This window comes from Streptomyces torulosus (genome assembly GCF_001419765.1).
Taxonomy (GTDB): domain Bacteria; phylum Actinomycetota; class Actinomycetes; order Streptomycetales; family Streptomycetaceae; genus Streptomyces; species Streptomyces torulosus.
In genome coordinates this window covers 1-26,665 of record NZ_LIRK01000183.1, presented here as the reverse complement: position 1 = coordinate 26,665, position 26,665 = coordinate 1, and the positions used below count along the sequence as shown (strand labels likewise).

Annotated in this window: 23 protein-coding genes and 3 pseudogenes; 12 read left to right on the top strand and 14 right to left on the bottom strand. The window is 72.3% G+C overall.

All coding sequences use genetic code 11. The annotated features are described in order from the left end of the window. Positions 1-38 precede the first annotated feature (38 nt). The 3 genes from AOK23_RS13340 to AOK23_RS13330 all read left to right on the top strand — a co-directional run bounded on the left by AOK23_RS13340 (position 39) and on the right by AOK23_RS13330 (position 1,463). Complete coding sequence (locus tag AOK23_RS13340; protein ID WP_055712928.1) at positions 39-221, top strand: hypothetical protein; 183 nt, start codon at positions 39-41, stop codon at positions 219-221. A 239-nt stretch (positions 222-460) separates the two neighbouring features. After that, on the top strand, positions 461-1,078 hold the full coding sequence (locus tag AOK23_RS13335) for a DUF1707 SHOCT-like domain-containing protein (protein ID WP_055712927.1): 618 nt from the start codon (positions 461-463) through the stop codon (positions 1,076-1,078). A 172-nt stretch (positions 1,079-1,250) separates the two neighbouring features. Beyond that, entirely contained in the window at positions 1,251-1,463 is a 213-nt protein-coding gene (locus tag AOK23_RS13330) for a DUF4287 domain-containing protein (protein WP_055712926.1), read from the top strand. A gap of 20 nt (positions 1,464-1,483) precedes the next feature. Here AOK23_RS13330 and AOK23_RS13325 read toward each other — a convergent pair whose 3' ends face one another. Together AOK23_RS13325 and AOK23_RS13320 are read right to left on the bottom strand one after the other, a co-directional pair. Further along, positions 1,484-2,608 (bottom strand): sulfite oxidase, encoded by a 1,125-nt coding sequence (locus tag AOK23_RS13325; RefSeq protein WP_055712925.1) that lies wholly within the window; start codon positions 2,606-2,608, stop codon positions 1,484-1,486. A gap of 40 nt (positions 2,609-2,648) precedes the next feature. Then, the gene (locus AOK23_RS13320; protein WP_055712924.1) at positions 2,649-3,212 is read right to left on the bottom strand and encodes a DM13 domain-containing protein; all 564 of its coding nucleotides are present in this window, start codon (positions 3,210-3,212) and stop codon (positions 2,649-2,651) included. A 273-nt stretch (positions 3,213-3,485) separates the two neighbouring features. Between AOK23_RS13320 and AOK23_RS13315 the strand changes: the two genes are divergently transcribed. Then, complete coding sequence (locus tag AOK23_RS13315) at positions 3,486-4,487, top strand: NAD-dependent epimerase/dehydratase family protein (protein WP_055712923.1); 1,002 nt, start codon at positions 3,486-3,488, stop codon at positions 4,485-4,487. Positions 4,488-4,517: 30 nt separating this feature from the next. Here the strand turns inward: AOK23_RS13315 and AOK23_RS13310 are convergent, their stop codons facing one another. Both AOK23_RS13310 and AOK23_RS13305 read right to left on the bottom strand, forming a co-directional pair. Next, positions 4,518-5,630, bottom strand: coding sequence for a sensor histidine kinase (locus AOK23_RS13310; RefSeq protein WP_055712922.1), 1,113 nt, complete (start codon positions 5,628-5,630; stop codon positions 4,518-4,520). A 2-nt stretch (positions 5,631-5,632) separates the two neighbouring features. Next, positions 5,633-6,388: a response regulator transcription factor gene (locus AOK23_RS13305; RefSeq protein ID WP_055712921.1), complete on the bottom strand. Its 756-nt coding sequence runs from the start codon at positions 6,386-6,388 to the stop codon at positions 5,633-5,635. A 114-nt stretch (positions 6,389-6,502) separates the two neighbouring features. Between AOK23_RS13305 and AOK23_RS13300 the strand changes: the two genes are divergently transcribed. Genes AOK23_RS13300 through AOK23_RS13290 form a run of 3 tightly spaced genes read left to right on the top strand, consistent with a single transcriptional unit; the run spans position 6,503 to position 8,639 of the window. Then, on the top strand, positions 6,503-7,219 hold the full coding sequence (locus AOK23_RS13300) for a glycosyltransferase family 2 protein (RefSeq protein WP_055712920.1): 717 nt from the start codon (positions 6,503-6,505) through the stop codon (positions 7,217-7,219). After that, positions 7,216-7,833, top strand: coding sequence for a TIGR04282 family arsenosugar biosynthesis glycosyltransferase (locus AOK23_RS13295; RefSeq protein ID WP_055712919.1), 618 nt, complete (start codon positions 7,216-7,218; stop codon positions 7,831-7,833). Before AOK23_RS13300 ends, AOK23_RS13295 begins: the two co-directional genes overlap by 4 nt. Continuing rightward, complete coding sequence (locus AOK23_RS13290; RefSeq protein WP_055712918.1) at positions 7,830-8,639, top strand: class I SAM-dependent methyltransferase; 810 nt, start codon at positions 7,830-7,832, stop codon at positions 8,637-8,639. Before AOK23_RS13295 ends, AOK23_RS13290 begins: the two co-directional genes overlap by 4 nt. A 352-nt stretch (positions 8,640-8,991) precedes the next feature. On the opposite strand, the gene AOK23_RS13285 is transcribed toward AOK23_RS13290, so the two are convergent. Then, on the bottom strand, positions 8,992-10,254 hold the full coding sequence (locus tag AOK23_RS13285; RefSeq protein ID WP_055712917.1) for a molybdopterin-dependent oxidoreductase: 1,263 nt from the start codon (positions 10,252-10,254) through the stop codon (positions 8,992-8,994). Positions 10,255-10,369: 115 nt separating this feature from the next. On the opposite strand from AOK23_RS13285, the gene AOK23_RS13280 reads away from it, so the two are divergent. Continuing rightward, complete coding sequence (locus AOK23_RS13280; RefSeq protein ID WP_055712916.1) at positions 10,370-11,692, top strand: hypothetical protein; 1,323 nt, start codon at positions 10,370-10,372, stop codon at positions 11,690-11,692. Positions 11,693-11,862: 170 nt separating this feature from the next. On the opposite strand, the gene AOK23_RS13275 is transcribed toward AOK23_RS13280, so the two are convergent. From AOK23_RS13275 to AOK23_RS13245, 6 genes and pseudogenes are all read right to left on the bottom strand, one after another. Then, a complete protein-coding gene (locus AOK23_RS13275) occupies positions 11,863-12,351 on the bottom strand; it encodes a GNAT family N-acetyltransferase (protein ID WP_055712915.1) in 489 nt (162 codons plus the stop codon). 272 nt (positions 12,352-12,623) lie between these two features. Continuing rightward, positions 12,624-13,067, bottom strand: a pseudogene (locus tag AOK23_RS13270) (TetR/AcrR family transcriptional regulator); the annotation flags it as partial. A 335-nt stretch (positions 13,068-13,402) separates the two neighbouring features. Further along, positions 13,403-14,563, bottom strand: a complete 1,161-nt coding sequence (locus AOK23_RS13265) for a DUF418 domain-containing protein (RefSeq protein WP_055712914.1) — start codon at positions 14,561-14,563, stop codon at positions 13,403-13,405. Between the two features lie 663 nt (positions 14,564-15,226). After that, positions 15,227-15,358 carry a hypothetical protein gene (locus tag AOK23_RS51640; protein WP_281403932.1) on the bottom strand — a complete coding sequence of 44 codons (132 nt, stop codon included), beginning with the start codon at positions 15,356-15,358 and terminating at the stop codon, positions 15,227-15,229. Between the two features lie 54 nt (positions 15,359-15,412). Continuing rightward, positions 15,413-16,547: pseudogene (locus AOK23_RS13250) on the bottom strand (sensor histidine kinase). Next, positions 16,544-17,203 carry a response regulator gene (locus tag AOK23_RS13245; RefSeq protein WP_055712912.1) on the bottom strand — a complete coding sequence of 220 codons (660 nt, stop codon included), beginning with the start codon at positions 17,201-17,203 and terminating at the stop codon, positions 16,544-16,546. Before AOK23_RS13245 ends, AOK23_RS13250 begins: the two are co-directional and overlap by 4 nt. A gap of 524 nt (positions 17,204-17,727) precedes the next feature. Here AOK23_RS13245 and AOK23_RS13240 point away from each other — a divergent pair. After that, a pseudogene (locus tag AOK23_RS13240) lies at positions 17,728-18,520 on the top strand (GDSL-type esterase/lipase family protein); the annotation flags it as partial. Between the two features lie 110 nt (positions 18,521-18,630). On the opposite strand, the gene AOK23_RS13235 reads toward AOK23_RS13240, so the two are convergent. Next, positions 18,631-19,926: a DUF418 domain-containing protein gene (locus tag AOK23_RS13235; protein WP_055712946.1), complete on the bottom strand. Its 1,296-nt coding sequence runs from the start codon at positions 19,924-19,926 to the stop codon at positions 18,631-18,633. Positions 19,927-20,164: 238 nt separating this feature from the next. On the opposite strand from AOK23_RS13235, the gene AOK23_RS47830 reads away from it, so the two are divergent. After that, on the top strand, positions 20,165-20,377 hold the full coding sequence (locus tag AOK23_RS47830; protein ID WP_157878022.1) for an alpha-amylase family protein: 213 nt from the start codon (positions 20,165-20,167) through the stop codon (positions 20,375-20,377). A gap of 281 nt (positions 20,378-20,658) precedes the next feature. Here the strand turns inward: AOK23_RS47830 and AOK23_RS13230 are convergent, their stop codons facing one another. Then, complete coding sequence (locus AOK23_RS13230) at positions 20,659-21,936, bottom strand: DUF418 domain-containing protein (protein ID WP_206336193.1); 1,278 nt, start codon at positions 21,934-21,936, stop codon at positions 20,659-20,661. 465 nt (positions 21,937-22,401) lie between these two features. Between AOK23_RS13230 and AOK23_RS13225 the strand changes: the two genes are divergently transcribed. Next, complete coding sequence (locus AOK23_RS13225) at positions 22,402-23,178, top strand: AfsR/SARP family transcriptional regulator (protein ID WP_157878021.1); 777 nt, start codon at positions 22,402-22,404, stop codon at positions 23,176-23,178. A gap of 182 nt (positions 23,179-23,360) precedes the next feature. Then, positions 23,361-25,331: a helix-turn-helix domain-containing protein gene (locus AOK23_RS13220; RefSeq protein WP_055712944.1), complete on the top strand. Its 1,971-nt coding sequence runs from the start codon at positions 23,361-23,363 to the stop codon at positions 25,329-25,331. On the opposite strand, the gene AOK23_RS13215 is transcribed toward AOK23_RS13220, so the two are convergent. Beyond that, positions 25,292-26,488 carry an IS701 family transposase gene (locus AOK23_RS13215; RefSeq protein ID WP_055712910.1) on the bottom strand — a complete coding sequence of 399 codons (1,197 nt, stop codon included), beginning with the start codon at positions 26,486-26,488 and terminating at the stop codon, positions 25,292-25,294. The two genes, AOK23_RS13220 and AOK23_RS13215, sit on opposite strands and share 40 nt — an antisense overlap. Positions 26,489-26,665 lie beyond the last annotated feature (177 nt).

The window sequence follows — 26,665 nt, the reverse complement described above, 5'->3', positions numbered from 1 at the left end:
GGGACGGCTTGACGGTGTAGCCGGGCACGGAGTTGCCCTTGACGACCTTCGCCTTCGCCTCCTCGACCGACGCGATGAGCTTCGAGGGAGATGAGCAGGTCGATGAGCTCGAGGAGCCGTCGGGCGACGGTGTCGGTCTTGGCCCTGCCGTGGTGACGACGAAGGCCGCATCGGCCATCGCGAACTCCTGGATGAGGTGCGGAAGTACGTCGGACACCTAGAGGAGAACGCCGTCAGGGCGGGAAGCGGCCGCTCTTGACGGGTTCCTGACGGCCGTACGGGCGTCCTTGACGGACCCCTGACAGCGGCCTGGGTTTCCTGGACGCGCCTCTGACGCCGCGCCCCGCCACCCGCCGGAACACCCGGCAACCTCTGGATCTATATCGCGATATAGCGCTAGCCTTGTCTCGCGTCGCGGGCCGCGTCGCGCCGAGGCATTCGACAGGAGCGGGACGGAAGCATGCCGGGAGAGATCTCACCCACCGGGAAGCGCCTCGGCGCCGTGTCGTCGCCCGAGGTGCGGGCCTCCCACGCGGACCGCGACCGGGTGGTGGACGTGCTGCGCGTCGCCGCGGGCGACGGCCTGCTGACCGCCGAGGAGCTGGACGAGCGCCTGGAAGCGGCCCTGTCGGCGCGGACCCTGGGCGACCTGACCCCGCTCACCGCCGACCTGCCCGCGTCGGCTACGGCTGGAGCGGCCGGAGCGGAGGCCAAGGACCTGGTGCGGATCGAGCAGGTCCACAGCGGCCCGGTCGAACGCCTGGGCCGCTGGGTGGTGCCGCGGAGGCTGCACCTCGCGGTGACGTTCTGCGCGGTGACGCTCGACTTCACCGACGCGGTGATCACACACGACACCCTGCGCATCGACCTGAACATGATGGGGAAGACCCTGAAGCTGATCACGAGGCCGGGCGTCGTGGTCGACACCGACGGACTGCAACTGGTGCACAGCAAGGTCAAGCACCGGCCCGCTCCGACGAGTTCCGACACACCGGTGATCCTGCGCGTGGAACTGGTCGGCCAGAAGACCCACGGCCGGGTGGTGGTCCGGGCACCGCACCGCCGCCGTTGGCGATGAGACCGCCGTTGCTCACGAACTCCCGGCGCCGGCAGGACCGTTCGGCCGTCGCCCCGCACGGGACGCGCGATGTGACGCGGAGCACAAGCATCGGCCGATGATTCACCCAGCGTCCCTCGGTCATATCAGCGACGACACCGGCACAGGACAACGGACAGACAGGATCATCGACATGACCGCCACCGTGAAGGGCCCTGCCAGCTACTTCCCCTCCATCGAGAAGGAGTACGGCCGACCGATCGCGGAGTGGAAGGACCTCATCCGCTCCTCGCCGCTGACCAAGCACATGGAACTCGTGAACTGGTTGAAGACCGAGCACCACCTGGGTCACGGTCACGCCAACGCCCTCGTCGCACACACCCTCGCGGAGGGGACCGGCGACTGAGCCGCTTCGCCTCTTCCCGTTCAGCTCCCGGACTCCAGGCACACGACGGGTACCCGTTGGACGAGGTTGTTGGTGAACCCGCCCCGGTTCCAGGGCTGGTCCAGGGGCTGGGTGCGGCCCTCGGCGTCGGTGGCCCGTGCCATCAGGACATGGTCGCCGGGCACGGCCGTCCACGCGAAGCGCCACCAGCGCCAGGCCCAGCGATGCGCGCCCTCCGGCTCGACCTCGGCCTCGCCCCAACCGCGTCCCCCGTCCGTGCTGATCTCCACCCGCGACACCGGCGCCCGCCCCGACCAGGCGCGCCCCTCCAGCGCGAGAGCGCCGGGCCGGACGACCCGCGCCCGCGACATGAAGTCGGGGAAGCCGGGCGGGATCAGCAGGGCGCGCGGTGCCATGCGGGTGACCGGCTCGCCCTCCTCCTCGGGGTGCTGCCGGAGCCGGTAGGCCACGGTCTGCTGGAAACCGGTGAACGGCCGGTCGGTCACGGTGATGTCGCGCAGCCACTTCACGTGCGCCATGCCGTACCAGCCGGGGACCACGAGGCGCAGCGGGCGGCCGTGCTGGGGAGGCAGCGGGGCACCGTTCATCGAGTGGGCGACCAGCACGTCGGCCTGGTCGCCGACGGCCACGTCCACGGGCAGGGCGCGCCGGTAGTCCTGTTCGACGCCGCGCTCCACGCCGTGGTCGGCGCCGGTGAAGACGACCTCGACGGCACCGTCCTCGACCCCGGCGTCGGCGAGCAGCAGCCGCAGCGGGACTCCCGTCCACTCCGCGGTGCCGACGGCCTCGACCAGCCATGGCTGGCTGACCGGCCGGGGCGTCAGCAGGGCCCGCCCGTTGCCGGCGCATTCCAGGGTGACGCGCAGGGTGACGGCGGGGTACGCGCGCAGATCCGCCGGGGTGAGACGCAGGGGGCGGCGGACGCCGCCCCCGATGGTCAGTTCCCAGGGCGCCTCATCTGCGACGTACGGGATGTCGTAGTGGGTGAGGACGTAGTGCAGTCCGGGTGGAGTGAGGTCGTACCGCAGGGCCTCCAGCGGCAGGCCGTGATTGCGGGCGGCCAGCGCCAGTTCGTCCCGGCCGATGCCTTCGTCCGGCCCGGCCAGCCGCGCTGGTGCGCTCACATCGGAGAGCCGACGCCCCATGCTCGTATTGTCCGCTTCTCAGACGGTGCCCGCACGGCGGTCACCCCTCGTCGGTGAGGGCGGCGGCGCCGAAGGAGACGTCGAAACGGTCGCACCAGATGGTGACGCTGGTGTACCGGGAGGAGTCGACGCCGTCGGGCAGCGGGTAGTTCTGGCTTCCCTTGTTGCCCTTGAGCTTTCCGAGGCTGACATGGGCGCCGTCGTCGAAGACGTGCCAGCCGGCCCGCCCTTCCTTCACCGGCGCGTCGGTCAGCCACACACGCAGGTCGGGGCCGTTGCTGGTGTCGAGCCGCTCCAACCGGAGCACATGGGTGCCGTCGGCGAGCCGTACGAGCCTCACCGTGCCCGTCGTCGTGTGCTCGTGGCTGATCAGATCGCCGCTCGACACGGTCACGGGGCCGGTCGGCGCCGAGCCGGAGGGCGACTCCCCCGGCTCCGCCGCGGGGTCCCGGGAGACGTCCACGACCGTACCGGGCAGGGCTTCCGTCACCGTCTCGTCCTGCCACAGCTTCCACGGCTGGAACCAGTACAGCCCGGCGGCCAGGGCCACGACCACCATCGCCGTCAACCCGGTGATCAGCGGCGTCCTCCGCTTGCGCCCCATGCCGTTCCCTCTTCCTGTTCCGTGGTCCGCCGGTGCGTCCGTGCGTCCGTGCGTCCGTGTCGTCCCCCCATTCAACGCAGTCCGGGGTGCCCTCGGCCCGGCCCCGCCGATGACGAAATCCTTACGTCGCGGACCCGGCCGTCGTAGTCCCACCGTCGCCGTCTCACCGCCGCCGTCTCATCGTCGTCGTCCCACCGTCACCGTCTTACGGAAGCGTGACGTGCCGGGCGTGGCCCTGGGGTGCGGCCGGTGGCCGGTTCTAGCGTGGGCCGCATGCGAGTACTGGTCACCGGCGGTGCCGGATTCATCGGGTCCCATGTCGTCGACGCGCTGGCGGAAGACGGCCACGAGCCCGTCGTGTTCGACGTGGCGGCGGACGCGGGCGCGGACGTACGGGACCGCGATGCCGTCGCCCGCGCGTTGGACGGTGTGGACGCCGTGTGCCATCAGGCGGCGATGGTCGGTCTGGGCACGGGGTTCGCCGACGCGCCGGAGTACGTCTCGCGCAACGACCTGGGGACCGCCGTGCTGCTCACCGCCATGGCGGACGCGGGGGTGCGGCGGCTCGTGCTGGCGGGGTCGATGGTGGTGTACGGGGAGGGACGGTACGAGTGCGCGCGGCACGGCGTGGTGCGGCCGGGGCCACGGGACACCGCCGATCTCGACGCCGGGCGCTTCGAGCCGCCGTGCCCGGGGTGCGGGGCCGAGCTGGCGCCGGGGCTGGTGGAGGAGGACGCGCCGGTCGACCCGCGCAATGTGTACGCGACGACGAAACTCGCCCAGGAGCATCTGGCGGCGGCCTGGGCACGGGCCACGGGCGGAACCGCCGTCTCGCTGCGCTACCACAACGTGTACGGGCCCCGGATGCCGCGGGACACCCCGTACGCGGGGGTGGCGTCGTTCTTCCGTTCCGCGCTCGCACGCGGTGAGGCGCCCCGGGTGTTCGAGGACGGCCGTCAGCGGCGGGACTTCGTCCACGTCCGGGATGTGGCGGCGGCCAACGCGGTGGCACTGGAGGCGGACACGGCCACCGGCGCGCTGACCGTGTACAACACCGGGAGCGGCGAGCCGCACACCGTCGGGGAGATGGCGCGGGCGCTGGCCTCCGCCCACGCCGGACCCGAACCGGTCGTCACCGGGGAGTACCGGCTGGGGGACGTCCGGCACATCACCGCCGACTCGCGACGGCTGCGGGCCGAGCTGGGCTGGAAGCCGGAGGTCGGGTTCGCCGAGGGGATGCGGGAGTTCGCTCGGGCCGGGATGCGCGGCGCGTAGGGCCCCGTGGACCGGTGGTGCTGCCCGCTTTCAGGAAGCGGCCGCGGGCAGCACCACCTCGAAACGGCAGCCGCCGGGGATGTTGCGTACGGAGGCGTGCCCCCGGTGGGCCTCCACGATCCCCCGGACGATGGCGAGACCGAGACCCGCGCCGGCCGGGGGTGTGCGGGCGTGGGTGCCGCGCCAGCCGGTGTCGAAGACACGCGGCAGGTCCTCCTCGGCGATGCCGCCGCAGCCGTCGGTCACGGAGAGCACCACGCCGTCCGGGGACCGCTCGGCCGCCACCGCGACCGTGCCGTCGGCGGGGGTCCGGCGGATCGCGTTGACCAGCAGGTTGGCGAGGACCCGGCTCATCTCCTTGCCGTCGACCTCGACCGGCACGGGTTCGACGCGCGTGGCGGCGAGCCGCACACCGTGTTCGCGGGCGAGCGGGTCGGCGCCCGCCAGGGCGTCCCCGACGAGGTCGTACAGGGACATCCGGGAGAAGGAGAGAGTCAGGCTGCCCGCGTGGATGCGGGAGAGCTCGAAGAGGTCGCCGACCATGCCGTCGAGGCTCTCGACCTCGGTACGGATCTGCCTGAGGTAGCGGTGGGGGTCGGCGGCGACCCCGTCCTCCAGTGCCTCGGCCATGGCGCGCAGACCTGCGAGCGGGGTGCGCAGGTCGTGGGAGATCCAGGCGACGAGTTCACGCCGGGAGGACTCCAGGGCGCGTTCGCGTTCCCTGGACGCGGTGAGTTTGGCGCTCGTTGCGGCCAACTCGGCGCTGAGCGCGGCGAGTTCGGCCGTGGCCGGGCCGTCGGGGGCGGTGAAGTCGCCGCCGTCGCCGAAGGATCGCGCGGCGATCTGGAGGGCGCGGCTGCGGGCGACGACCCAGCGGCCGAGGAGCAGCGCGGTGGCCAGGGAGACGACGGCGGCCATGGCGACGACCGTGGTGACGACGGTCAGGTCGTGCGGGGAGAGGAACATCGCCCAGGCGACGGCGAGCGTGCCGGCGAGCATCGCGGTCACGGCGACGGCGGCCACGACGGTGAGCGACGCGGTGAGCGAACGGCGGCGCAGCGGCCACAGCGCCAGCGCGCCCAGCCCTCCGGCCGCGACGGCGCCGAGGAACGCGTACAGGGCGATGAGCAGGGTGTCGCGCATCGTCAGTCCTTCCCGCCCTCGGACGGGGCGTGCCGCGCTTCGCCGTCGGCCGGTGTGCGCGTGGGGTCGAAGCGGTAGCCGACGCCCCACACCGTCTGGATCAGCCGCGGTCGCGCCGGGTCGTCCTCGATCTTGCCGCGCAGCCGGCGGACGTGAACGGTGACCGTGGAGAGGTCACCGAAGTCCCAGCCCCACACCTCGCGCATCAGGTCCTCACGGCTGTGCGCGCGGCCCGGGTTGCGGAGGAAGAAGGCGAGGAGGTCGAACTCACGCAGGGTCAGGGCGAGTTCGTTGTCGTCGCGGGTGGCGCGGCGGGCGGCCGGGTCGAGGCGGAGACCGGCCGAGCTGAGGAGCCGGACGTCGGGTGCGGGCCGGGCGCGGCGCAGCACGGACTCGACGCGCAGGACCAGTTCGCGCGGGCTGAAGGGCTTGGTGACGTAGTCGTCGGCGCCGACCTCCAGGCCCAGGATGCGGTCGTCCTCGTCGCCGCGCGCGGTGAGCATGATGACCGGGACCGGACCGCGCGCCCGCAGCCGACGGCACACCTCCAGGCCGTCCATGCCGGGCAGCATCAGGTCCAGCACGACGAGGTCGGGCCGGTGCGCGGCGGCGCGGGCCAGTGCGGCCGGGCCGTCGTCGGCGCGGTCCACCGCGTATCCGGCGCGGTCGAGGTATCCGGTGACGACCTCGGCGACCGTGGGGTCGTCGTCCACCACCAGGACGCGCGCGGCCGCCGGTGGGCTCGGTTGCTGTTCCATGCGGCCAGCCTCGCACCTCGCCGGGCGTTCGGGCGGCGCGGACCGTGCGGGGGCCGTCGACGTCCGTGTTTCGTAAGGAGACGACGCCCGTTATGCGAAGTTCGTCCTCGTAGGGTGAAAGCCGTGACTACCTCTCCCCCGCCTTCGGGCGTCGACGTCGTGCTGCCCTGCCTGGACGAGGCGGAGGCCCTGCCCTGGGTGCTGGCCAGGATCCCGGCCGGCTGGCGCGCCCTGGTCGTGGACAACGGCTCGACCGACGGTTCGGCGGACCTCGCCCGCTCGTTGGGCGCGCAGGTGATCCATGAACCGCGCCGTGGCTTCGGCGCGGCCTGCCATGCCGGGCTGACCGCCGCGACGGCCGACATCGTGTGCTTCTGCGACTGCGACGCCTCCCTCGACCCGTCCCTCCTCGTCGCCTTCGTCACCGAGGTCGCGGACGGGCGGGCCGACCTGGTGCTCGGCAGGCGACGTCCGCAGGGCCGGGGCGCGTGGCCCGCGCACGCCCGGGCCGGCAATCTGGCGCTCGCCCGGATGGTGCGCCGCCGCACGGGGCTGCGCCTGCACGACCTGGGCCCGCTGCGCGCCGCCCGCCGCGAACCGCTCCTCGCCCTCGGCCTGACCGACCGGCGCAGCGGCTATCCGCTGCAGATGGTGGTGCGTGCCGCCGACGCGGGCTGGCGCGTCACGGAGCACGACGTGCCGTACCGGCCGCGCACCGGGACCTCGAAGGTCACGGGGACCTGGCGGGGCACCTGGCAGGCGGTACGGGACATGAGCCGCGTCCTCAACGAGACACCGGCGCCCGCCGAGGCGGAGGGGGTCCGCCGATGACCACGCTCCTCGTCATCGCCAAGGAGCCGAGGCCGGGTCGGGTGAAGACCCGGCTGTGCCCGCCCTTCACCCCGGCCGAGGCGGCGGCGCTCGCCGAGGCCGCCCTGGTGGACACCCTGGACGCGGTGGCCGCGACCCCCGCGGACCGTCGTGTCCTGGTCCTGGACGGGGAGCCGGGCCCCTGGCTGCCGCCCGGCTTCGACGTCGTACCGCAGCGGGGCGGCGGGCTGGACGAACGGCTCTCCGCCGCCTTCGCCGACTGCGACGGCCCCGCCCTCCTCATCGGCATGGACACCCCGCAGGTCACCCCGGAGCTGCTGACCGTGGACCTGGCGGCCTACGACGCGTACTTCGGTCCGGCACAGGACGGCGGGTTCTGGGCCCTCGGGCTCGCCGCACCGGACCCGGAGCTGCTGAGGGGGGTGCCCATGTCGACGGCCGTCACCGGTGCCGTCCAGCGGGCCCGGCTGACCGCCGCCGGTCTGCGGGTCCGCGACCTGCCGGTCCTCCGGGACGTCGACACGGCCGACGACGCGGAGGCCGTCGCCGCGGTCGCGCCGCACGGCCGGTTCTCGGCGGAACTGGCCCGGCTGCGCGCGGTCGGCGGCCGATGAGCGGGCACAGGCAGGACACCATACGGCGGCCGGCCCGACCCTCGGACCCGGCCCGGCCCTCGGACAACCCGGCCTGGGCCTGCGATCCCTACGCCGACGCCCTGCGCGCCGGCCGGGGCCCGCTGTTCCTGCGCCGCGGCGACGGCTGGATGCTGCCCCTGGAGGTGGAGCGGTGGTGCGCCCGCGCCGACGAGGTGGACCTCCAGGTCCTGGAACGGTGCGAGGGCGCCGTCCTCGACGTGGGGTGCGGGCCGGGGCGGCTGGTCGCCGAACTCGCCGCCCGCGGGCGGCCCGTGCTCGGCGTCGACGTCAGCCGGGCCGCCGTCGCCCGCACCCGGCGGCTCGGTGGCCAGGCCCTCACCCGCTCGGTGTTCGAGCCCCTGCCCGGCGAGGGCCGCTGGGACACCGCGCTGCTCCTCGACGGCAACCTCGGCATCGGCGGCGACCCTGCCGCCCTGCTGCGCCGACTGAGCCAACTGCTGTGCTCCGGTGGTCTGTTGATCGCGGAGACGGTGCCGATGGATGTGGACGAGCGGGCCGAGGTCCGCCTGGTGAGCGGCGCCGGGCCCGACGTCGGCGCCGAGGCCGGGTTCCCGTGGGCGCGGCTCGGCACACCGGCGCTGCTGCGGCACGCCCGCCCCCTCGGCTGGCGTGCCGCCGATCAGTGGACGGCGGGCGGGCGGTCCTTCGTCGCCCTGCGGGCCCGCAGTACCAGCAGCAGCGCCGAACCGCCGAACAGCAGGGCCGTGATCAGCAGCCAGCGGCCGAGGAAGCCACTGGCCGACATCCCGGTGGCGGACGCGTAGCGGTCCGCGACCCGCCCGCTGATCAGCGGGAACCACACCAGCAGGAGCAGCCCGGACAGAGCGGCGGGCACCCGCACGTACATGACTCGCGCCCGCCGCACCGGGGGCGACGCGGCCGCCGCCCCCGCGCGGGGCCCGGCCGTGTCCGCCGCCCGGACGAGCGCGCGGTCCGCCGCCGCGTACAGCGGCAGCAGGACGAGGTCGTGCGCCACCGCGGCTCCCACGAACCACAGCGCGACGCCGAACCAGTCGTCCGCGAGCAGCCGCACCCCGGCGTACCCGGCGAGCGCGAACGAGCATGCCAGGAGCAGCAGTTGGAGAGGGCTGCCGAGGGGCAGCCGGTACGTGGTCATCACAGCTCTCCGAACGTCATCCGTGCCACCCACTTGGTGTTGAGGACTCCGGGCGCGGCCGGCACGATGATCCGCGCCGGGTAGCCGTGGTCCGGGGACAACCGCTCGCCGTTCACGTCCAGGGCGAGCAGGGAGCGGGGGTCGCGGACCTGGTTGGCGCGCAGGGCGGCGCGGCGGAAGGCGCCGTGCCGCTGGAGGGACTCCACGAGGACGTCGGGGGCGGTCTCGGGTGCGTGTCCGACGAGTGCGGCGAGGTCCCGCAGCCGTACGCCCCGCCACCACTGGTCGGAGGTGGACCAGCCCTCGACGCAGGCGATGGGCAGTGCCGCGCTGTGCAGGGGCAGTTGCGCCAGTTCGGCGCGGCTCAGCCGGACGGTGCCCGCAGGTCCGGTGACGACCAGGCGCCATGCCTCCTCGCTCGTCTCCGCCGCGCTGATCCCTCTCGCCGCGGCCGTCTTGTTGATCTGGAAGCCGTTCGGTCCGCTGCCCGGTTCGGCGCCGCCGTGCGGGGCGAGGAGGGCCGTGCGCCGTGCCGGGCCGTCGAAGTTTTGGCCCACGGTCGTCCCGAGCAGCAGCAGGGATCCGCCCCCGACCAGCCATACGGCACCGCGCCGCGACACGGTGGGCTCGGCTGGATTCGGCGACACGAGCGAGGGTTCCTCGGCCGACACGGGAGGCGGAGCCCCTTCCTCGTCGCCGGTACGCATCCGGCGCAGGTTGCGTACGGCCGTCGGCGCCCTCAGCACCACGTGGACGGCGAACGCCGCGAAGAACACCCACGCCCCGTAGAAGTGCAGGGGGTAGAAGGAGCCGGGAAAGACGTAGTCGAGCTGGATGTTGAGCACACCGGTCACGAACTCGAACAGCACACCGCCGACGAGCAGGAGCAGCGAGAGCCGCTCCAGGGCGTGGGCCACGGACCGAGCCGGGGGCAGTTGGAACAGCCTCGGCACCACCGACCACAGCTTGGCCAGCAGCACGGGGACGAGCGCGATCCCGAGGGTGACGTGGACGCCCTGGGTGAGCCGGTACAGCCAGGGCGGGTCCGTCGGCCAGGGGAACAGATAGAAGCCGAGGACGCCCTTGTCCGGGGTCTTGTCGTTGACCGGCGACAGATCCGGGTTGTACGCGGCGTACGACAGCAGTCCCGTCGCGAACAGCACGGTGATCCCGGCGAGGAGGACCACGCCGAGGAGGGAGGTGAACCAGGGGCCGCGCAGGGGGCTGCGCCAGAAGGCGGGCGAGGAAGGAGACCGTTCCATGCCCCGACGCTAGGCCCGGGGCACCCCGTGCGGGGGTGCGCGACTCATGACGAAACGCTGACGTCCGCGCCCGTCGGGCGGGCACCGGCCGCTGTCCGGCCTAACGTCTCGGAGCGTGAACCGCGATCTCCGCCGCGACCTGTACGCCGTCGCCGCCGCCGCGCTGCTCGTCGTGACGGCCGCGCTGGTCGGCGTCGCCGTCAAGCGCGCCAAGGACGTCCTGCACGTGGGGTGGCCGCCCCTGTACGCCAACTGGCTGCCCCACGCCGGCCCGGGCACGCCCGCCGCGCTGACCGTGGCGGTCGCCGTCGTGGCGTACGGCCCGGCCCTGGCCGCCCGGCTGCCCTGGCGGCCCCTGCTGTGGACCGCGTGGGCCACCGCCACGGCGTGGACGTTCTCGCTCGCCCTCGTCGACGGCTGGCACCGCGGGATCGCCCGCCGACTGACGACCCGGTACGAGTACCTCCAGGTCATCGACCGCTTCGACGACATCCCCCGCACCCTGCGGGACTTCACCCGGCACATCCTGCTCGGCTCCCCCGACCACTGGCCCCCGCACGTCGCGGGCCACCCGCCGGGGGCCACACTCACCTTCGTCCTCCTCGACCGGATCGGCCTGGGCGGCGGTGCCTGGGCGGGTGTCCTCGTCATCACGGTGGGGGCGGCCACCACGGCCGCGGTCCTCGTCACCGTACGGACGCTCACGAGCGAGGCCCTGGCGCGCCGCGCCGCCCCGTTCCTCGTCCTGTCCCCGGCGGCGGTGTGGGCCGGGACGTCGGCGGACGGGTACTTCGCGGCGGTCGCCGCCTGGGCCGTGGCGTTCCTGGCCCTCGCGGTGACCGGGCACCGGCCGCGGACGACCGCCTTCGCCGCCGGGCTCCTCCTCGGGCTCACGGTCTACCTGTCGTACGGCCTCACGCTCTTCGGCGTGATGGTCGCCGCCGTCCTGTTCCTCGGCGCCCGGCGGCGGGCGGTCGTCCCGTACGTGATCGGGGGACTCTGCGTCGTCCCGGCGGCGTTCACCGTGGTGGGCTTCGACTGGTGGGAGGCGTACCGCCTGCTGGTGGAGCGCTACCACCAGGGCGCGGGCGGCTTCCGCCCGTACGGCTACTGGGTGTGGGCCAATCTCGCGTGCACCGTCCTCGTCGTGGGTCCGGCGACGGTGGCGGGCCTGCGCCGCACGGGCGCCGTCCTGGCGCGGTGGGGCGCCTCGCCCGCCGCGGAGCGCCGTCTGGGGCTGCTGCTGTGCTCGGCCCTGCTCATGCTGCTCGTCGCCGACCTGTCCGGGATGAGCAAGGCCGAGACGGAACGGATCTGGCTGCCGTTCGCGATGTGGCTGCTCGCGGCAGGCGCCTTCCTCGACCGCCCCCGCGCCTGGCTGACCGCCCAGGCGACCCTGGCCCTGCTCCTCAACCACCTGTTGCTGACGGGCTGGTGAGGCGCCCCCGGTGCGGGCGGCACGGGGAGAACCCGTCGTCCACCCGGCGAGCTCCTGGAGCACGACGGCCGACGCGCCCTTCCGCGCGCGGCACCCGCTCCCGGCCGTGACCGCCCTGCGGCTTCCTGCCACGAGGCCGAGCCGCTGCCCCGCCCACCGGCACCCGGTGTTCATCCCACAGGAATGCGGAACTCGAATTCGGGACGGTCCCACGGCACGGCGGGCGGGTTAGCGAACGCGGTCCCTGTCCGCACCGCGCCGACGCGGTGGTAGAAGCCCTCGGCGAGAACATGCGACACGACCTTGAGACGGTCGATCCCGGCGGCACGGGCCTCGGACTGCATGTGCGCGACGAGCAGCCGGCCAATACCCCGTCCTTGCACGTCGTCGGCGACGAACAGCAGGTCGAGCTCCGGTGGAGCGAGGACGAGGGAGTAGAACCCGAGGACCCGGCCCCCGTCTTCCTCGGCGCCGACAGCCACAAAGGTGCGGTGGGCCTCGATGTAATCAGCACCGACCCGGTAGCCCGCGACCGCCGCCGCGTACTTGCCCTCGTAGGCACCTGAGCCACGCACGAGCCGCGTGAGCCGCTTGGCGTCCCCCGCGACGGCCCTCCGGATCATGATCGGCCGGCTGCCCGGAGCTTTGCGTGAACTCATCGGCCGAGTATCGCGCACCGGAAAGTGCCTTCCTACGGCGGGCCGACCGCTCCCGCACCGGCGAGGCCCTTGAACAGGGCCGGGTTCGGCGGCGCCGTCGCCGAGGAGGGCTCGCAGGGCGACTCGGCGGGCGCGGTGTTGGTGGGCCGACGGCCCGGCAACCACGGCTTCCCGCAGACCGGCTTGGTCAACCAGCCCGAGCCGGGGGCGGCTGCCGCGCGCGGCCCGCGGCCCGGTCACGGGAGGCGCGCCCTTCCCGTCGTGCGGGGCCGTCAGTCCAGGTCGGGCAGGGGGCGCCGGGCTACCTCGTGGGCGTCGTCCGCGGGGACGGCCAGCATGCGCAAAACCATCTCGGCGAGGTTCATCGCGGCCTCGTCGCCGTCCACCTCGGGGCGGGCGAAACGCAGCTCCACCAGGGCCAGCAGGGTTCCGCCCAGCGCGGACAGGGCGACCCTCGGGTCGAGGGTGGTGAAGCGGCCGGAGGCGATGCCGACCTGGAGATCGCGCAGCGCCCGTCGGGCCAGTCCGTTGTCCGAGTGGATGTGTCCCAGGCCGCGGCGGCGCAGGACCTGCATCAGCTCCGGGTGGGAGTCGGACATGCGGGCGCTGAGCCGGAAGCCGGCCGCGACGAGTTCCGCCGGGTCGTCGATCCCGGTCAGCCGCTCGTCGTAGGTCTGGCCGAACTCCTCCAGGGCGTCGACCACCGCCGCCTCGATAGTCGAAGTTCGTGCTGCTGAGCTGAACGCCAGTCGCGGCAGTGGATCGTCTCGGACGAACTGTGGTCGCCCATTGAGCCGTTGTTGCCGAAACCGGGTCCGAAGCTGGTCGAGGGCCCCTGCGACGTCGCACCGGACGGGCCGCCCCGCCAAATCCACGTTCCCCCCAGCCTCCCCTCTACCTGCGGGTTTAACACCCGTCGAAAGCGCTGGTGCCACTTCCCCCACCCAGACACCATGGTGACGTCCGCAGGACCTCGCCCTCTTCAATGAGGAACTGCTCGGGCATCGCGGTGCCGGGGTGGAGCGAGGGGGCGTCCCACCCCGGCCGGGTCTCATCGGATGTGCTTCGCCGGCTTGGTGGCGGCGTTGAGGAGGTATTCCAGGGGGCCTCGCCGGAAGAAGCGGGACCAGATCGCGGCGAACACGGTCGCCCCGAGGACGAACATGATCAGCGGCACCCAAGATTGCTGGGTGCCGGTCCCGGCGGGCACGGACAGCGCGGACTGGGCGAGGAAGTGGCCGACGTAGGCGGTCAGGGACATGGTGCCCACGGCGATGACCGGCTTGGCAAGGCAGCGCAGTCGCGGCAGGCGGTCCATCGCCACCGTCGCGCCCACGATCACGAGGATCGCGACGCCCACGCTGCCGATGATGTCGAACGAGGTCCCGCTGTGCGGCCCGGCCTTCAGCAGGTACGACGCGGACATCTCGGGGAACGACCCCCCGTCGGGCGGCATCGAACCGCTGGCGGGGGGCATCGCCCCGGAGCTGCCGGACGACGCCCCGTCTTCCGCCGTGCTCCTCAACGCGCCCGATCCGGCGAGCAGCAGGGACATGCTGTAGGCGGCCGCGGTGAGGGAGGCGCCGAGAGCGGCGAGGCGCTTCTGAACGGTGCCGGAGGACAGGTCGAGGCGGCCCAGTGCCATGCCCGCGATCACGAAGGACATCCATGTGAGCGCCGGGTAGAAGCCGGTGAGCAGCAGGTCGAGCACTCCGACCTCGCTGAGGCGGCGGAGCGGGTCGTAGGCGTTGATGCTCTCCTGGACCGACGACGTCAGCAGCGAGTTCAGGAGGAACGCCAGCTGCGGTGTGACGAGGGCGAAAGCGGCCGCGATGATCGCGAGTGTCCTGGCACTCAGGCGCACCAGGGGCAGGGCGAGGAGGAAGTAGACCCCGTAGAAGCCGAGGATGATCACTCCCCCGTACTCCATCGCCAGCACGGTGCCCAGCACCAGCAGGACCACGGCGCGGATCGCGATGCGGGCCTTCGCCTGCCGGCCCGCCAGGCCGGTCTTGGGCTCGCGGCGGCCGGCGATCAGCATCAGTGAGAACCCGGCGAGAGTGGCGAACAGGACCGACGAGTGACCGTCCGCCATGTAGCGGATCCAGCTGGCGACGCCGGTCGTGGCGGACAGCGGGGGGCCGATGTGCACGACGTACATGCCGAACACCGCCAGCGCGCGGGCCAGGTCCACCCCGACAAGGCGTCCCATCGCGGGACCGGGCGAGGCCGGCACGGCGGGCTGGGGGGAGGCTCGGGGCGGCGGAGGTGAGGTCTCCGGGAGAGCTGACGTCTCCTGCGGCGGCTGCGTCTGTGTCATACGGCAAACCTCGCGCGGAGCTCAGGGGGCGGGCCATCCGGCAGGTTTCGGTGACGCCCCCGCCGACCGGCGGGTACCGCCCTGCCGACCAGCGGAACCTCGTCCCCGACCCGGTCCGGTGCGACCGGGCGGTGGTCTTGTTCAGCCACTCGGCGGGGGTGGACCCGACAGGTGCCGGATGGGCGTGCGGAGGCTGGGCTTCCAGGGTGGAGGCACGACACACCGTGCGCGGCACGAGGAGCCCGACACCTCCCGCACCTCACCAGCTGACGAACCGGGGCATGACGTGGTTTCTCCCGGGGGCCAATTCCTGAGGTTCCTCGGCCTGGTGCTGGCGGCGGGCGCCCTTGTCCTGCTCGTCGTACGCCCTGAGGTGCCCGGAGCGCTGGTACGTGCCCTCGCCCCGGGAACGGCCGGACCCGCCCGATGACCCCACCACACGCGAGGTAGTCCGGTCGGCCACTGCCCCACGCCCGGCCGGACAACCAACCACACCCACACCCACGCAGACCAAGACCGCGAAAGGCCGCCCATGTACACCGAGTCCTCCATCGGTCACAGACGTGCGGTGTGGAGCTGGCTGGCGCAGCCGACCGCGCTGTTCGGCGGCGTGTACGGGCTGCTGGTGTCGAGTTCGGCCGTCGCCGCGCTCACCCAGTTCGGCGAGACGACTCGAGCGGCACGCATGGACGACGCCCTGTGGGTCCTGTTCACCGCCCTCGCCTCGGCCCTGGCCCATGGTTACGCCCACCAGATCGCCCACCGCGACGCGCAGGGACGTCCCGGCGTACGGGGTGTGGTGCGTGCCGTGTTCGCCGAATGGCCGCTGGTGGTGGGGGTGCCGTGCAGGATGTCGGCGCGTTCCGCAGCCCGACGAGGCCTTGCTGGGAACCGGGGAGAGACAGGGAAGGACGCGTGGAAAGGGTGTTGGTGACGGTCACTCCGATGCTCTCGCCGTCCTGCCACAACTCGACGCTGGCCGTGGCGCCAGGTGCGTGTTTGCGGACGTTGGTCAGCGCTTCCTGAACCGTACGGTAGAGGGCGCGTTGGGTGGGTGTGCTCACCGTGGGCGGCAGTTCCCCCGTCAGCTGTACGTGAGTGCCGCTCGATTCCACGAGTTTACGCAGGTCGGCAAGGGTGGGCTGAGTGTCAGCTCGGTGGCGTCGCCGCCGGAGGCCCGCAGCAGGGTGAACATGGTGCGCAGCTCGTCGAGCGTGGTGACGCTCAGCGAGCGGATGGTGCGGGCGGCGTTCTTGGCGTTCGTGTCCTGGGTGGCGACCTGCAGCGCGCCGGCTTGTACGGCGATGAGGCTGACCTGGTGGGAGACGACGTCGTGCATCTCGCGGGCGAGTTGGGCGCGTTCGCGGGCGAGGACGGCTTGGGCGTGCAGGGCGCGTTCGTGTTCTCGGGCTTCCTCGATCTCGGCCAACCGCCGCGCCAGGTCCCGCTGTGCCTGGAGTAGCTGGCCGAAGAGGACCGGTGCCGCGGCCGTAGCCAGGCCGCACACGAAGAAGACCAATGTCATGGTCCGGTCGACCTCGGCCAGGGGCCACGGAGTGCTGCTCGCGACGGCGGCCAGGGCGACGCACCCGGCGAGGAGACGGCGGTTGCGGGAGCGTTCGGCCAGGGTGAACAGCGCCACGAGCACAGCGACGGCGACCTCCTGCGTCAGCGCGATCGGCAGGGTGAGCAGGAAGACGACGAGCGGGAACCGGCGCCGGAAGGCCAGCGCGGTGCACCCGACAGCCGCCAGCGCGAACTCGAGGCGCGTGGGCTCCCAGTCGTTCAGCCGCACGTCCAGGGCCGCCGCGGCCACCAGGGCGAGGTCGATGACCGGCGCGGGAACCCGCTGCCACAGGGCGCGTGCACGGCTCATCCGCCGACCTCCGACCGCAGGCGCTCGTCGAGGAGTCCTGCCCGCTGCGCCAGCAGGGCCGCCTGCACCCGGCTGGTCACACGGAGCTTGGTCAGGATGGCGCTGACATGGTCCTTCACCGTGCCCGCCCCCAGATGGATACGCGCCCCGATGTCGGCGTTCGACAGCCCTTCCGCCACCAGGACGAGAACATCACGCTCGCGTGCGGTGAGCAGCCGGACCCGGGCGGCGTCCTCGTCCACCGCCGTCCCGGCGCCGGGATGGCTGTGCAGCAAAGTCCGTGACGCCTTCGGGGAGAGCACCACACCACCCGCGGCCAGGGTCCGCACCAGGTGGGCGAGCTGCTCCGGCTCGGTGTCCTTCAGCAGGAAACCGGCCGCGCCGGAGTGCAGGGCGGTGAGGATGTACTCATCGGCGTCGAACGTCGTCAGCATCGCCACCACCGGCGGGTCCGCCATTGTGCGCAGCTCCCGGAGCACGGTGAGCCCGTCGACGTCCGGCATCCGGATGTCCAGCAGCACCACGTCCGGCCGCACCCGGCGGACCGTCTCGACCGCCTCACCGCCACTCGCGGTCGCGACGACCTCGATGTCCTCGGATGTGCCCAGAATCAGCTGGAAGCCCGAGCGGACCAGAGCCTCGTCGTCGACCACCATTACCCGGATCACGCGCTCCCCCTGACTTTTCGTTCACACCGTCCGGCCCATGCCGACTCGACCCTAAAGCCCCGATCGGTCCCGGCGGCCCGCTGAGCTGCAGCTACAGCCACACGGCGGGGTAGCACCCACCACTCGGCAGGGCGACGGCAGCCTTCTGCCGGATGGGCCGTGATCGGCCCGGCCTCCAGTCTGAGGGCCATGACCACGATCAACGGGCCCGACCACTGCACGCCGGAGCCATCCCGCCCGCCTGCCGGGAGGACGCATCCCTGAGGGGCAACGGCCTCACGGCGCCCTCGTGTGCGAAGGGCTGGAAGCCGAGAGGGGCGTCGTCGCAGCCCCGCTGATTCCGCAATCACTCGCGAAAGGGAGGAAACTCCATGAGAAAGTGCTGGGTTCTACCCTTGATCGCGCTTGTCGCCACCACGCTCGGGGTGACGGCGACAGGTGCGACCCCTGTCCTCGTCGCCTCCGACACGCCTTTGCGGGTAATGCCGTTGGGCGACTCGATAACGTGGGGTGTGGGTAGCAGTACGGGCAACGGCTACCGGGGGCCGTTGTGGAACAAGCTTGCCGCGGACGGCCATGCGCCGGACTTCGTGGGCTCGGTGCAGAACGGTTCGATGTCCGACCCCGGCAACGAAGGCCACTCCGGATATCGCATTGACCAGATTGCCGCACTCGCCGACGCCTCGCTGACGCGCTACCGGCCCGACGTCGTGACGCTGCACATCGGTACCAACGACCTCCGAAGGGCCTCGGAGGTCGACACCGCTATCACCCGGCTGAGGTCACTGGTCAACCAGATCACCGCCGATGTCCCCGACGCCACCGTCCTCGTCGCTTCCCTGGTCGTTTCCACCAGCAGCACGGAGGAGCAGTGGCGGGGCATGTACAACCAGGCCGTCCGCCATATCGTCAGTAACGCCCAGGGCGCGGGCAAGCGCGTCGCATACGTCGACATGAGCGGCTTGACCACGGCCGACCTGGCTGACCCTCTGCACCCCAACGACTCGGGCTATCAGAAGATGGCAGACGCCTTCCACCGCGGCGTCCAAGCCGCGGGCAGCGCCGGTTGGCTGAAGAACCCGGCCCCCGCGTCCGCACTCGTGCGGTCCGGCCTCGCCGGCAAGTGAACGGATCTCAAGGGTGCCGGCACCGCCGACGGGAACCGCCGTCCAGGTCCAGGGCTGCAGCGGCAGTGCCGATCAGGCCTGATCGCTTTGCACCGACGGCACCGCGCGCTCCATGGGCAAGTTCCTCGATGCCGACGGCGGGGGCACCGCTAAGGGCACCAAGGTGCATATCTGGACCTACAACTTCCGGCCCGCGTGCCGAAGGTCACTCACGCTGCTGCCCCCTCTGCGGTGATCCCGGACAGCTGCCACTTCTTTGTACGGATTTCCCGGCGTGCCCGCCTGGGCTCAGCGGACGCGGTTCGCCAGCTTGGTGGCGCTGTTGAGGAGGTACTCCAACGGGCCGCGGCGGAAGAAGCGGGACCAGATCCCCGCGAACAGGGTGGCGCCGACCACGAAGCAGAGCAGCAGCTCGAAGGAGGCGGACTGCGGTGGGGTGACCCCTTCGCCGGGCAGGGCGAGGATCACCAGGATGTGGCTCACGTAGAGGGTCAGGGACATGGTGCCGACGGCGATGACCGGCGCTGCCAGCCTGCGCAGCACCGGCAGCCGGTCGACGGCCACCGTCAGGCACAGGATCACGGTGATCGCGACTCCCAGGCAGCCGATGAGGTCGAACGTGGAACCGCTGTGCGGCTCCGCCGCCAGCAGCCCCCAGGCGTCGGGGCCCCACAGTCCATGGCCGACCGGCAGGTCGAAGGACCCCTCTGCCATGCCGGGATCCTTCATGGCGGTGCGGTCCTTCAGGACGTCGAAGCCCTTCATGTCAGGCATCCCGGCCATGACCTCCCTGGCACCGCCGGTCAACCGGAGCGCCAGCCACGAGACGCCGTATCCGAACGCGATCAGCGCGGGACCGACCACGGCCAGCCGCCGCCGCACCGCACCGGAGGACAGATCCAGCCGGCCCAGCGCCATACCGGTGACCACGAACGTCATCCAGGTGATCGCCGGATAGAAGCCGGTGAGCAGGAAGTCGAGCACACCCACGCCGGAGAGGCGCGCGATCGGGTCGTAGGAGTCGATCATGTTCACGGTCGACTCGCTGAGCAGCGCCCGCAGGGCGTACGCCACCTGCGGCATGACGAGCGCGAGCGCGACCGCGATGAGCGCGAGCGTCCTGGCGCGCAACCGCAGCAGGGGCAGGGCCAACAGGAAGTACACCGCGTAGAAGTTGATGATGACGCCGCCGCCGAAGTCGGTCATCGCCAGCGCGGTCCCCACCACGAGCAGGATCACGGCCCGGATCACGATCCTGACCTTCGCCTGCCGGCCGGCCAGCCCGGTCTTCGGCTCCAGACGGCCGGCGATCAGCACCAGCGAGAACCCGGCGAGGGTGGCGAACAGCGCCGACGCCCGGCCGCTCGCCAGCCAGACGGCCCGGGTGCCCATGCTGTCGCCCGAGACGGGGAAGGGATTGAAGGGGCCGACGTGCACGGCGAACATTCCGAACACGGCCACCGCACGGGCGAGGTCCACCCCGACCAGCCGCGCCGTCGACGAAGGGCGTCCCGTCGCCGTATCAGGCTCGGGTACGTCCAAGGGCTGGGCAGGCGCCTTGATGGCGCTTTCGATCTCGGTCACCGGGACAACCTCGCCGAGGCACGGGACATCGACCATCCGCCAGGCTTCAGGAGGTGTCCCGCCAGTCGGCCCACCGACCCCCTCCGGTCGGCGGGGGCGGTCTCGGCCTACAGGAACGACTGTGGCCGTCGAACTAGCCACCGGGATGCCGCGGATCCGGCATCATCTGCGACTTCTTCCGCTGGCCGGAGCCGGGCGACTGGCGTTTCGAGGAGAGCGAGTGGCCCGACCCCGCGCTGTGGCCGAGCAGTTGGCCGACCTTGAGGTGAAGGTCGCCGTCTCGATGTGGCAGACCGCCGAACCCGGCAGCGACACGGGGCGGTCTGCTCACCTTCGCGTCGCCAACCCGGGCGTCGACGAGGCGCCAAGCGCTCCCGGTGGCGTACAACACAACGCCGCCTGCGCACGCGCCGCGCTGTGGCGGCGACTAAACGCCAACTACGTTCGCTGAGCCTAGGTAACCGCCGCTGCCCCTTCGACCAGATGAGGCGGCGAGGAGCCTGTGGCCGCCAACTCCGTGGTGCACCAACCTGGGTGTATCCGTCGTGGCCTCAGCGGCATCGGCGGCAGTCGCGCCTTGGCCCGCGCCCGACCCTGCCCCGGCACCATGTCCCCGCCCCTGGCCCAGACATGGCCGGCCACTGCCAAGGCCCGCAAGGGCTGTCCCCTTGCGGGCCGAGCGGGCCGTGCAGGCCGGGGTGGGGCAGGAAGCCGAGCCACCCCGACCGGACATCAGCGGATGTACTTGGCGGGTTTGGTGGCGGCGTTGAGCAGATGCTCCAGAGGGCCGCGGCGGAAGAAGCGGGACCAGATCGTGGCGAACACGATCGCTGTCAGGATGTACGTGAGCACGGGTACCCAGGACGTCGTGGTGCCGGCGCCGGAAGCGGGCCACGCCGACTGTGCGAGGAAGTGGCCTACGTAGGCGGTCAGGGACATGGTGCCCACGGCGATGACCGGCTTGGCCAGGCGGCGCAGTAGCGGCAGACGGTCCATCGCCGCCGTCGCGGCCACGATCACGAGGATCGCGATGCCCGCGCAGCCGATGGTGTCGAAGGTGGTGCCGGTGTGGGACACGGCGCCCAGCAGGTCCGACGCCGACAGCTCGGGCCCGCCGGGTGCGCTGCCCATCGAGCCGGAGACCGCGGAGCCGCTGCCCATGGAGCCCGGACCGGAGCCGCTGGAGGGTCCCCCACCTCCGCCGACGTTCCATACCGCGCTCGCGCCGGTCAGCAGCGTGGCCAGGCCGTAGGCGGCTGTGGCGAGGCCGGCACCGAGGACGGCCAGGCGCCGCCGGACGACGGGGGCGGACAGGTCGAGGCGGGCCAGAGCCATGCCGGTGGTCACGAACGCCATCCACGTGATGGTCGGGTAGAGGCCCGTCAGCAGCAGATCGAGTACTCCCACGGTGCTGAGCCGTTCCAGCGGGTCGTAGGCGTTGATGCTCTGCTGGACGGAGTCGCTCAGCCACATCTTCAAAACGAACGCCAACTGTGGCATGACGAGCGCGATCCCGGCCGCGATGAGCGCCAGTGTCCTGGCGCTCAGTCGTACCAGGAGCAGTGCGAGGAGGAAGTAGACGCCGTAGTAGGCGAGGATGATGATGTCCCCGTACTCCATCGCCAGCACGGTGCCCAGGGCCAGCAGGATCACGGCGCGGATCGCGATGCGGGCCTTCGCCTGTCGGCCCGCCAGGCCGGTCTTCGGCTCACGGCGGCCGGCGATCAGCATCAGCGAGAACCCGGCGAGGGTGGCGAACAGGGCCGAGGAGCGTCCCTCGGCCAGGAAGTACACCCAGCTGCCGACGCTGCCCTGGGGGGAGTCCATCGGGGCGATGTGCACGATGTACATGCCGAACACCGCCAGCGCACGGGCCAGATCCAGCCCGACGAGGCGCCCCATCGAGGGGCCGCCCGAGACCCCCTCGCCGGACTCGGACGAGGCCTGCGGCGGTGGAGTCGCGTTCCTCTGCGGAGCCGACAGCTCCTGCGTCGGCTTTACCTGTGTCATACGACGAATCCTTCGGTGCCGCCAGGAGGCGGAACATCCGACAGGCTTCGGCAACGCCCCCGCCGACCGGCCGGGACCGCCCCGCCGACCGGCGGAACCGCGCCGCACCGACGGGCCGGGCGGGCCCGGCCGGCGGCCGGCTCGGGCGCTTCGGTTTGGGACTCAAGTCTGTACTCGCTGTCCCCGACCAGGCGCTGTACTCCCGGGCGATGCCGCCCTGTTCTCCCTCTCCTCCGAGTACAGCACCACTAGCGGGAGCAGGGATCCGCAGAGCGTCGACCGACCTCGTGGCGGACGAGTCATGGGCCGCTGCCCAACTGCTCTGCGGTAACAGCGGTCTGGGCTCCCACCCCCGGCGCACCCCTGCCCGCCGAGTGCTCCTCCGCGTCAGGAAATACATCCTTCAAAAAACGAATAATCATTATTATCTTAGTGTGGCGGGACGTGGTCACAGAGGGGGGCGTCATGGATCTGAAGGTGCTGGGCCTGCTCGACGTACGGGAGGGCGGGACGCCCATCGTTCCCACCTCGGCACCGGCCCGCCAACTGCTCGCAGTGCTCGTGGCCCACGCCGATCACCTCGTGCCGACGACCGTCCTGACGCAGGAACTCTGGCCCGAAGGCGCGCCACCGCACGCGCGGGACGTCATCGAGACGCACGTCCGCCAGCTGCGGGAGCTGATCGACGCCGCGCTGGGCGTTCGCCCCGAGCCGGTGGCGGGCGCAACCGCCGCGTCCGGGCGCCGGACGGCGCGCGACGTCCTCGTCTCACTGTCCGGCGGCTACCAGCTCCACACCGGAGGCGGCGCCTCCGACCTGCGCTTGTTCCTGCGCGCGGCCGGCGCCGGCTACCGGGCCATGGAGGTGGAGGACTACGCGACGGGTGCCGAACGACTCGGTGAGGCGCTTGAGTTGTGGGCCTCCGACCCCTACACCGGCGTCGTGGCCGGACCACATCTGCGCACACACATCGCCCGCCTCCAACAGTCCCGGCTGCGGGCCCTCGACCAGTGGGTCGAGGCACAGCGCAGGCTCGGCCGCCGGCACGAGCTCTACGCCGGCCTGTCCGTCTTCCTCTCCCGGTTCGGCGGATCGCCACCCAGATACGCGGTGATGGTCGCGGACCTCGTCCCCGGCGCGGACCGCGCGGCGGTGCGGCACGGTCCTGCCGGGAGGGCCGCGGCGGCCCGTGCCAGGACCGTTCCCCACTCGGCGCGCCGCACGCTTGCCGCCTCGCGTTGACCACGAGACCGCCGTCGAACCAGTTCCCGTTCCAGTTCAGTTCCGACACCGACACCGACACCGACACCGACACCGACACCGACACCGACACCGACACCGACACAAGTACCAGTACCAGTACCAATACCAGTTGCACCCCGATGACGGGCGAACGTGCAGGACAGGCTGGGGGCTCGCACATCATGACGGTTCCGACCGACGACACCGGCCTGATGGCCGTCCTCGAACTCCTCTCCGAACAGGCGCCGGCGAGCCGGTTCGACCAGGTGTTGCAGCGTGCCCGTCGCGACGGCGCCACCGATGAGGAGCTGATCCGCCTGGAACGAGCCGTGCGACTGGCCCGGGGCGTGCAGGCATGGCAGGGGCAGCGCCGCCAGCGTGAGGACGGCCTGGCCGATCTGGTGGACACCGCGACGGACCTGGCGTCGCCACATGACGTCGACTCCTTGCTCCAGGTGGTCACCCGGAAGGTCAAGCGGCTCATCAACTTCGACATGACGTCCATCGCCCTGCTGGAACCGGAGGGCGGCCTTCGGTTGTACGTCTCCGACGGCTCCACCACCGCGCTCGTCGCCGGCCACACGATCCCGGCCCCTTACGGCCTGGGCCACCCGGCGCTGGCAGCCAGAGCGCCGCTGTGGACGGCCGACTACCTCGACGACGACACGCTCACACACGACGAGAGCGCCGACGACGTGGTGCGAGCCGAGGGGCTGCGCGCCATGCTGGCCGTGCCGATCTGCAACGGCGAGCAGACCGTCGGGGTTCTCTACGGCGCCGCGCGCTCCGTACGCTACTTCAGCCCGGACGAGATAGGTCTGGTCTCCTCGCTGGCGGCGCTCGCCGCCGTCGCCATCGAGCGGGCCGGCAGTTTCGAGCAGGCCCAGGGCGAGGTCGGCCGCCTGGAACTGGACGGTTTCCGCACCCGTACGAGCCTGGTCAGGCTGCGGCAGCTCAACGAGGCGCACAGCCACACCCTCGGCCTGCTGCTGGCCGGTGCCGACTTCACCACCGTGGCGAAGGCGGCCGGCGACGCGCTGGACTCCGCGTTGCACCTGCGTGACCCGGCCGGACGGCCACTCGCCGCCAGCGGTGACCTGGGCGAGCTGGACGAGTCGGCCGTGGCCGAGGCGGCCCTGGACGCGCACGCGCAGCTGAGGCCCGTCGTCACTGCCGGGGGCGTCTGGGTCGCTCCGGTGACCGCGGGCGCGGAGAACCTGGGCGTGCTGGTGCTGCGCCCGACGACGGCGCTGGTGGGGGAGGACGAGGGGCTGCTCCGGCTGACCGCGCAGACCTTCGCGATCCAGCTCCTCCTGCGACGCAGCACCGCCGTCGCCGAAGGGCTCGTACGGGACGACCTGTTCGACGAGCTCCTCGCGGCCGGCAGCCGCAGCGGGCACCAGACGCACTACCTCGTGCAGCGCGCGCGGCGCCTCGGGATCGACCTGGAGGCACCCCACGTCCTGCTCGTCGCCCGTCCCGAGGGCGGCGAGCAGGGGCGAGCCGTGGTGTGGGCCTCCTCCTACGCGCACCGGATGTCCGGGCTCAAGACGGTCCACAGCGGCAACATCGTGCTGCTCCTTCCGGGTTCGGACGCCTCGGCCGCGGCCCGCGCCGTCGCCGACCAGCTGTCACCGCTGCTCGGCCACCCGGTGTCCGTGGGGACGGCCGGGCCGGGCCGGGGCGCCGCCGGCATCGGCCGGATGTACAAGGAGGCCGTACGCTGCCTGGACGCGCTCACCGCGCTCGACGGCGCGGGCGGCACGGCCTCGGCGAAGGACCTCGGCTTCCTCGGCCTGCTGCTCTCCGACGACTACGACGTGGACGGCTACATCCGGTGCACGATCGGCCCGGTCCTCGACTACGACCGCGACCGGCTCACCGACCTGACCGGCACCCTGGAGGCGTACTTCGCCTCGGGCGGTAGCCAGGCCGCGGCGGCCGACAGGCTGACCGTCCACCCCAACACCGTGTCCCGACGGCTCGACCGGGTCACGGACCTCCTCGGCGACGCGTGGCAGCAACCCGGCAGAACGCTGGAGGTGCAGCTGGCGCTGCGCCTGCACCGCTCCCGCGAGGTCCTGCGCCGGCAGCGCCGGGCGGCCACCGAGGCTCAACCGGAGGCGAGTTCGGTGGAACGGCCCCTCCCGTAGCCGCCGGCCGACAGGACGACGGCCGCGTGTGCGGCGGAGGCCAACGTCATGTGCCGGTGCCAGCCGCGGAAGGAACGGCCCGCGTAGTCCCGTAACCCGGTCTCCTCGCCGACGCGCGCGAAGTCCGCGTCCACGCGGCGGGTGAGCTTGGTGAGGCGCAGCAGCGAGCCGGGGCCCGGCCGCGTCATGCCCGTCAGCCACAGCGCGGACGGCGGGCGGGACGGGTCGGTCCACTCACCGAGCAGGGACAGTCCGCGCGTCGCGCCGGAAGCGTCCGGCAGCGCCACCGGGACCATCGCGGCGAGCGATGTGCGCGGGGCGGGTCCGGCGGCCGCGTCCTGCCACGGCACCGGCCGGCGAACCCCCTTGACCAGTTGGAGGATCCGCTGGGCCGGCAGCGGGCCGCCCCGGAATACGGGCATGGCGCGGTCGGCGCCGGACAGCCGCTGGGTGTCGCTGATCCGGAGGAGGAAGGGGACGCCCGCCGCCGAGAGCCGGGCCACCGCCGCCGACACGTCGCCATCCCGCAGATCGATCAGGACCGGTCGGCGGGGCCCCCAGCGGCGCGCGGTCTCCAGGGCGACCGCGACCGCGCACTCCTGCGGGCTCTCTGCCCCCGCGCCCTCCGGGATGCCCGCCCGGTCGCGCAGCTCGTGGTCGTGGACCCACTGATCCGGCAGGACCAGACGCCAGTCGACGGGCGCGCTCAGTTCCAGGGAGGCATGCCACACGCCGAACGCCTGCTGCCCCCGGAACGTCTGGCCCGGGTGTGGAGCGAACCCTCGGTCGACACCGACCGAGTGCTCACCGGTCTTCGGTATCGGCATCCGACGAACCACCCAGCCCTGGACGGCCGTCTTCCGCTCCAGATGGGCGGCCAGCGCGGCGCGCAGCGGCTGCCAGTTCCAGGTGGAGTCGGCGATGAAGTGATGCAGTGTCTGCTCCGTGGCGGGGGCGCCCAGTTGGGCCGCGATGTTGCGCGTGGTCTTGCGTCCCCGGGTGGTGAGCAGCCCGCGCAGGTACTGCTCTCCCCGCTTGCGCTGGTCCTTCCTGAGGAAGGAGGTCAGCAGGGTGGCGCAGAGTTCGGACACGGCGTCGTCGGATACGGCGTCGTCGGATACGGCCGGGTCCGCGGGACGTTCGTTCCGGTGAGGCATGGTCAGCGTTCGGACCGGGTCTCGTCGCCTGATGGCAGCTGTGTTCACGACACTCCAACCTGGGGGGTGGCCTGCTCGCTGGCCCTCCCACGATCCCCGGGGGACGGTGCCGCGCACGAGGTGGTGACGGCATCCGTCTCCCGTCGCCCATGCGTGCCGGACCACTGGTGGTTCGGC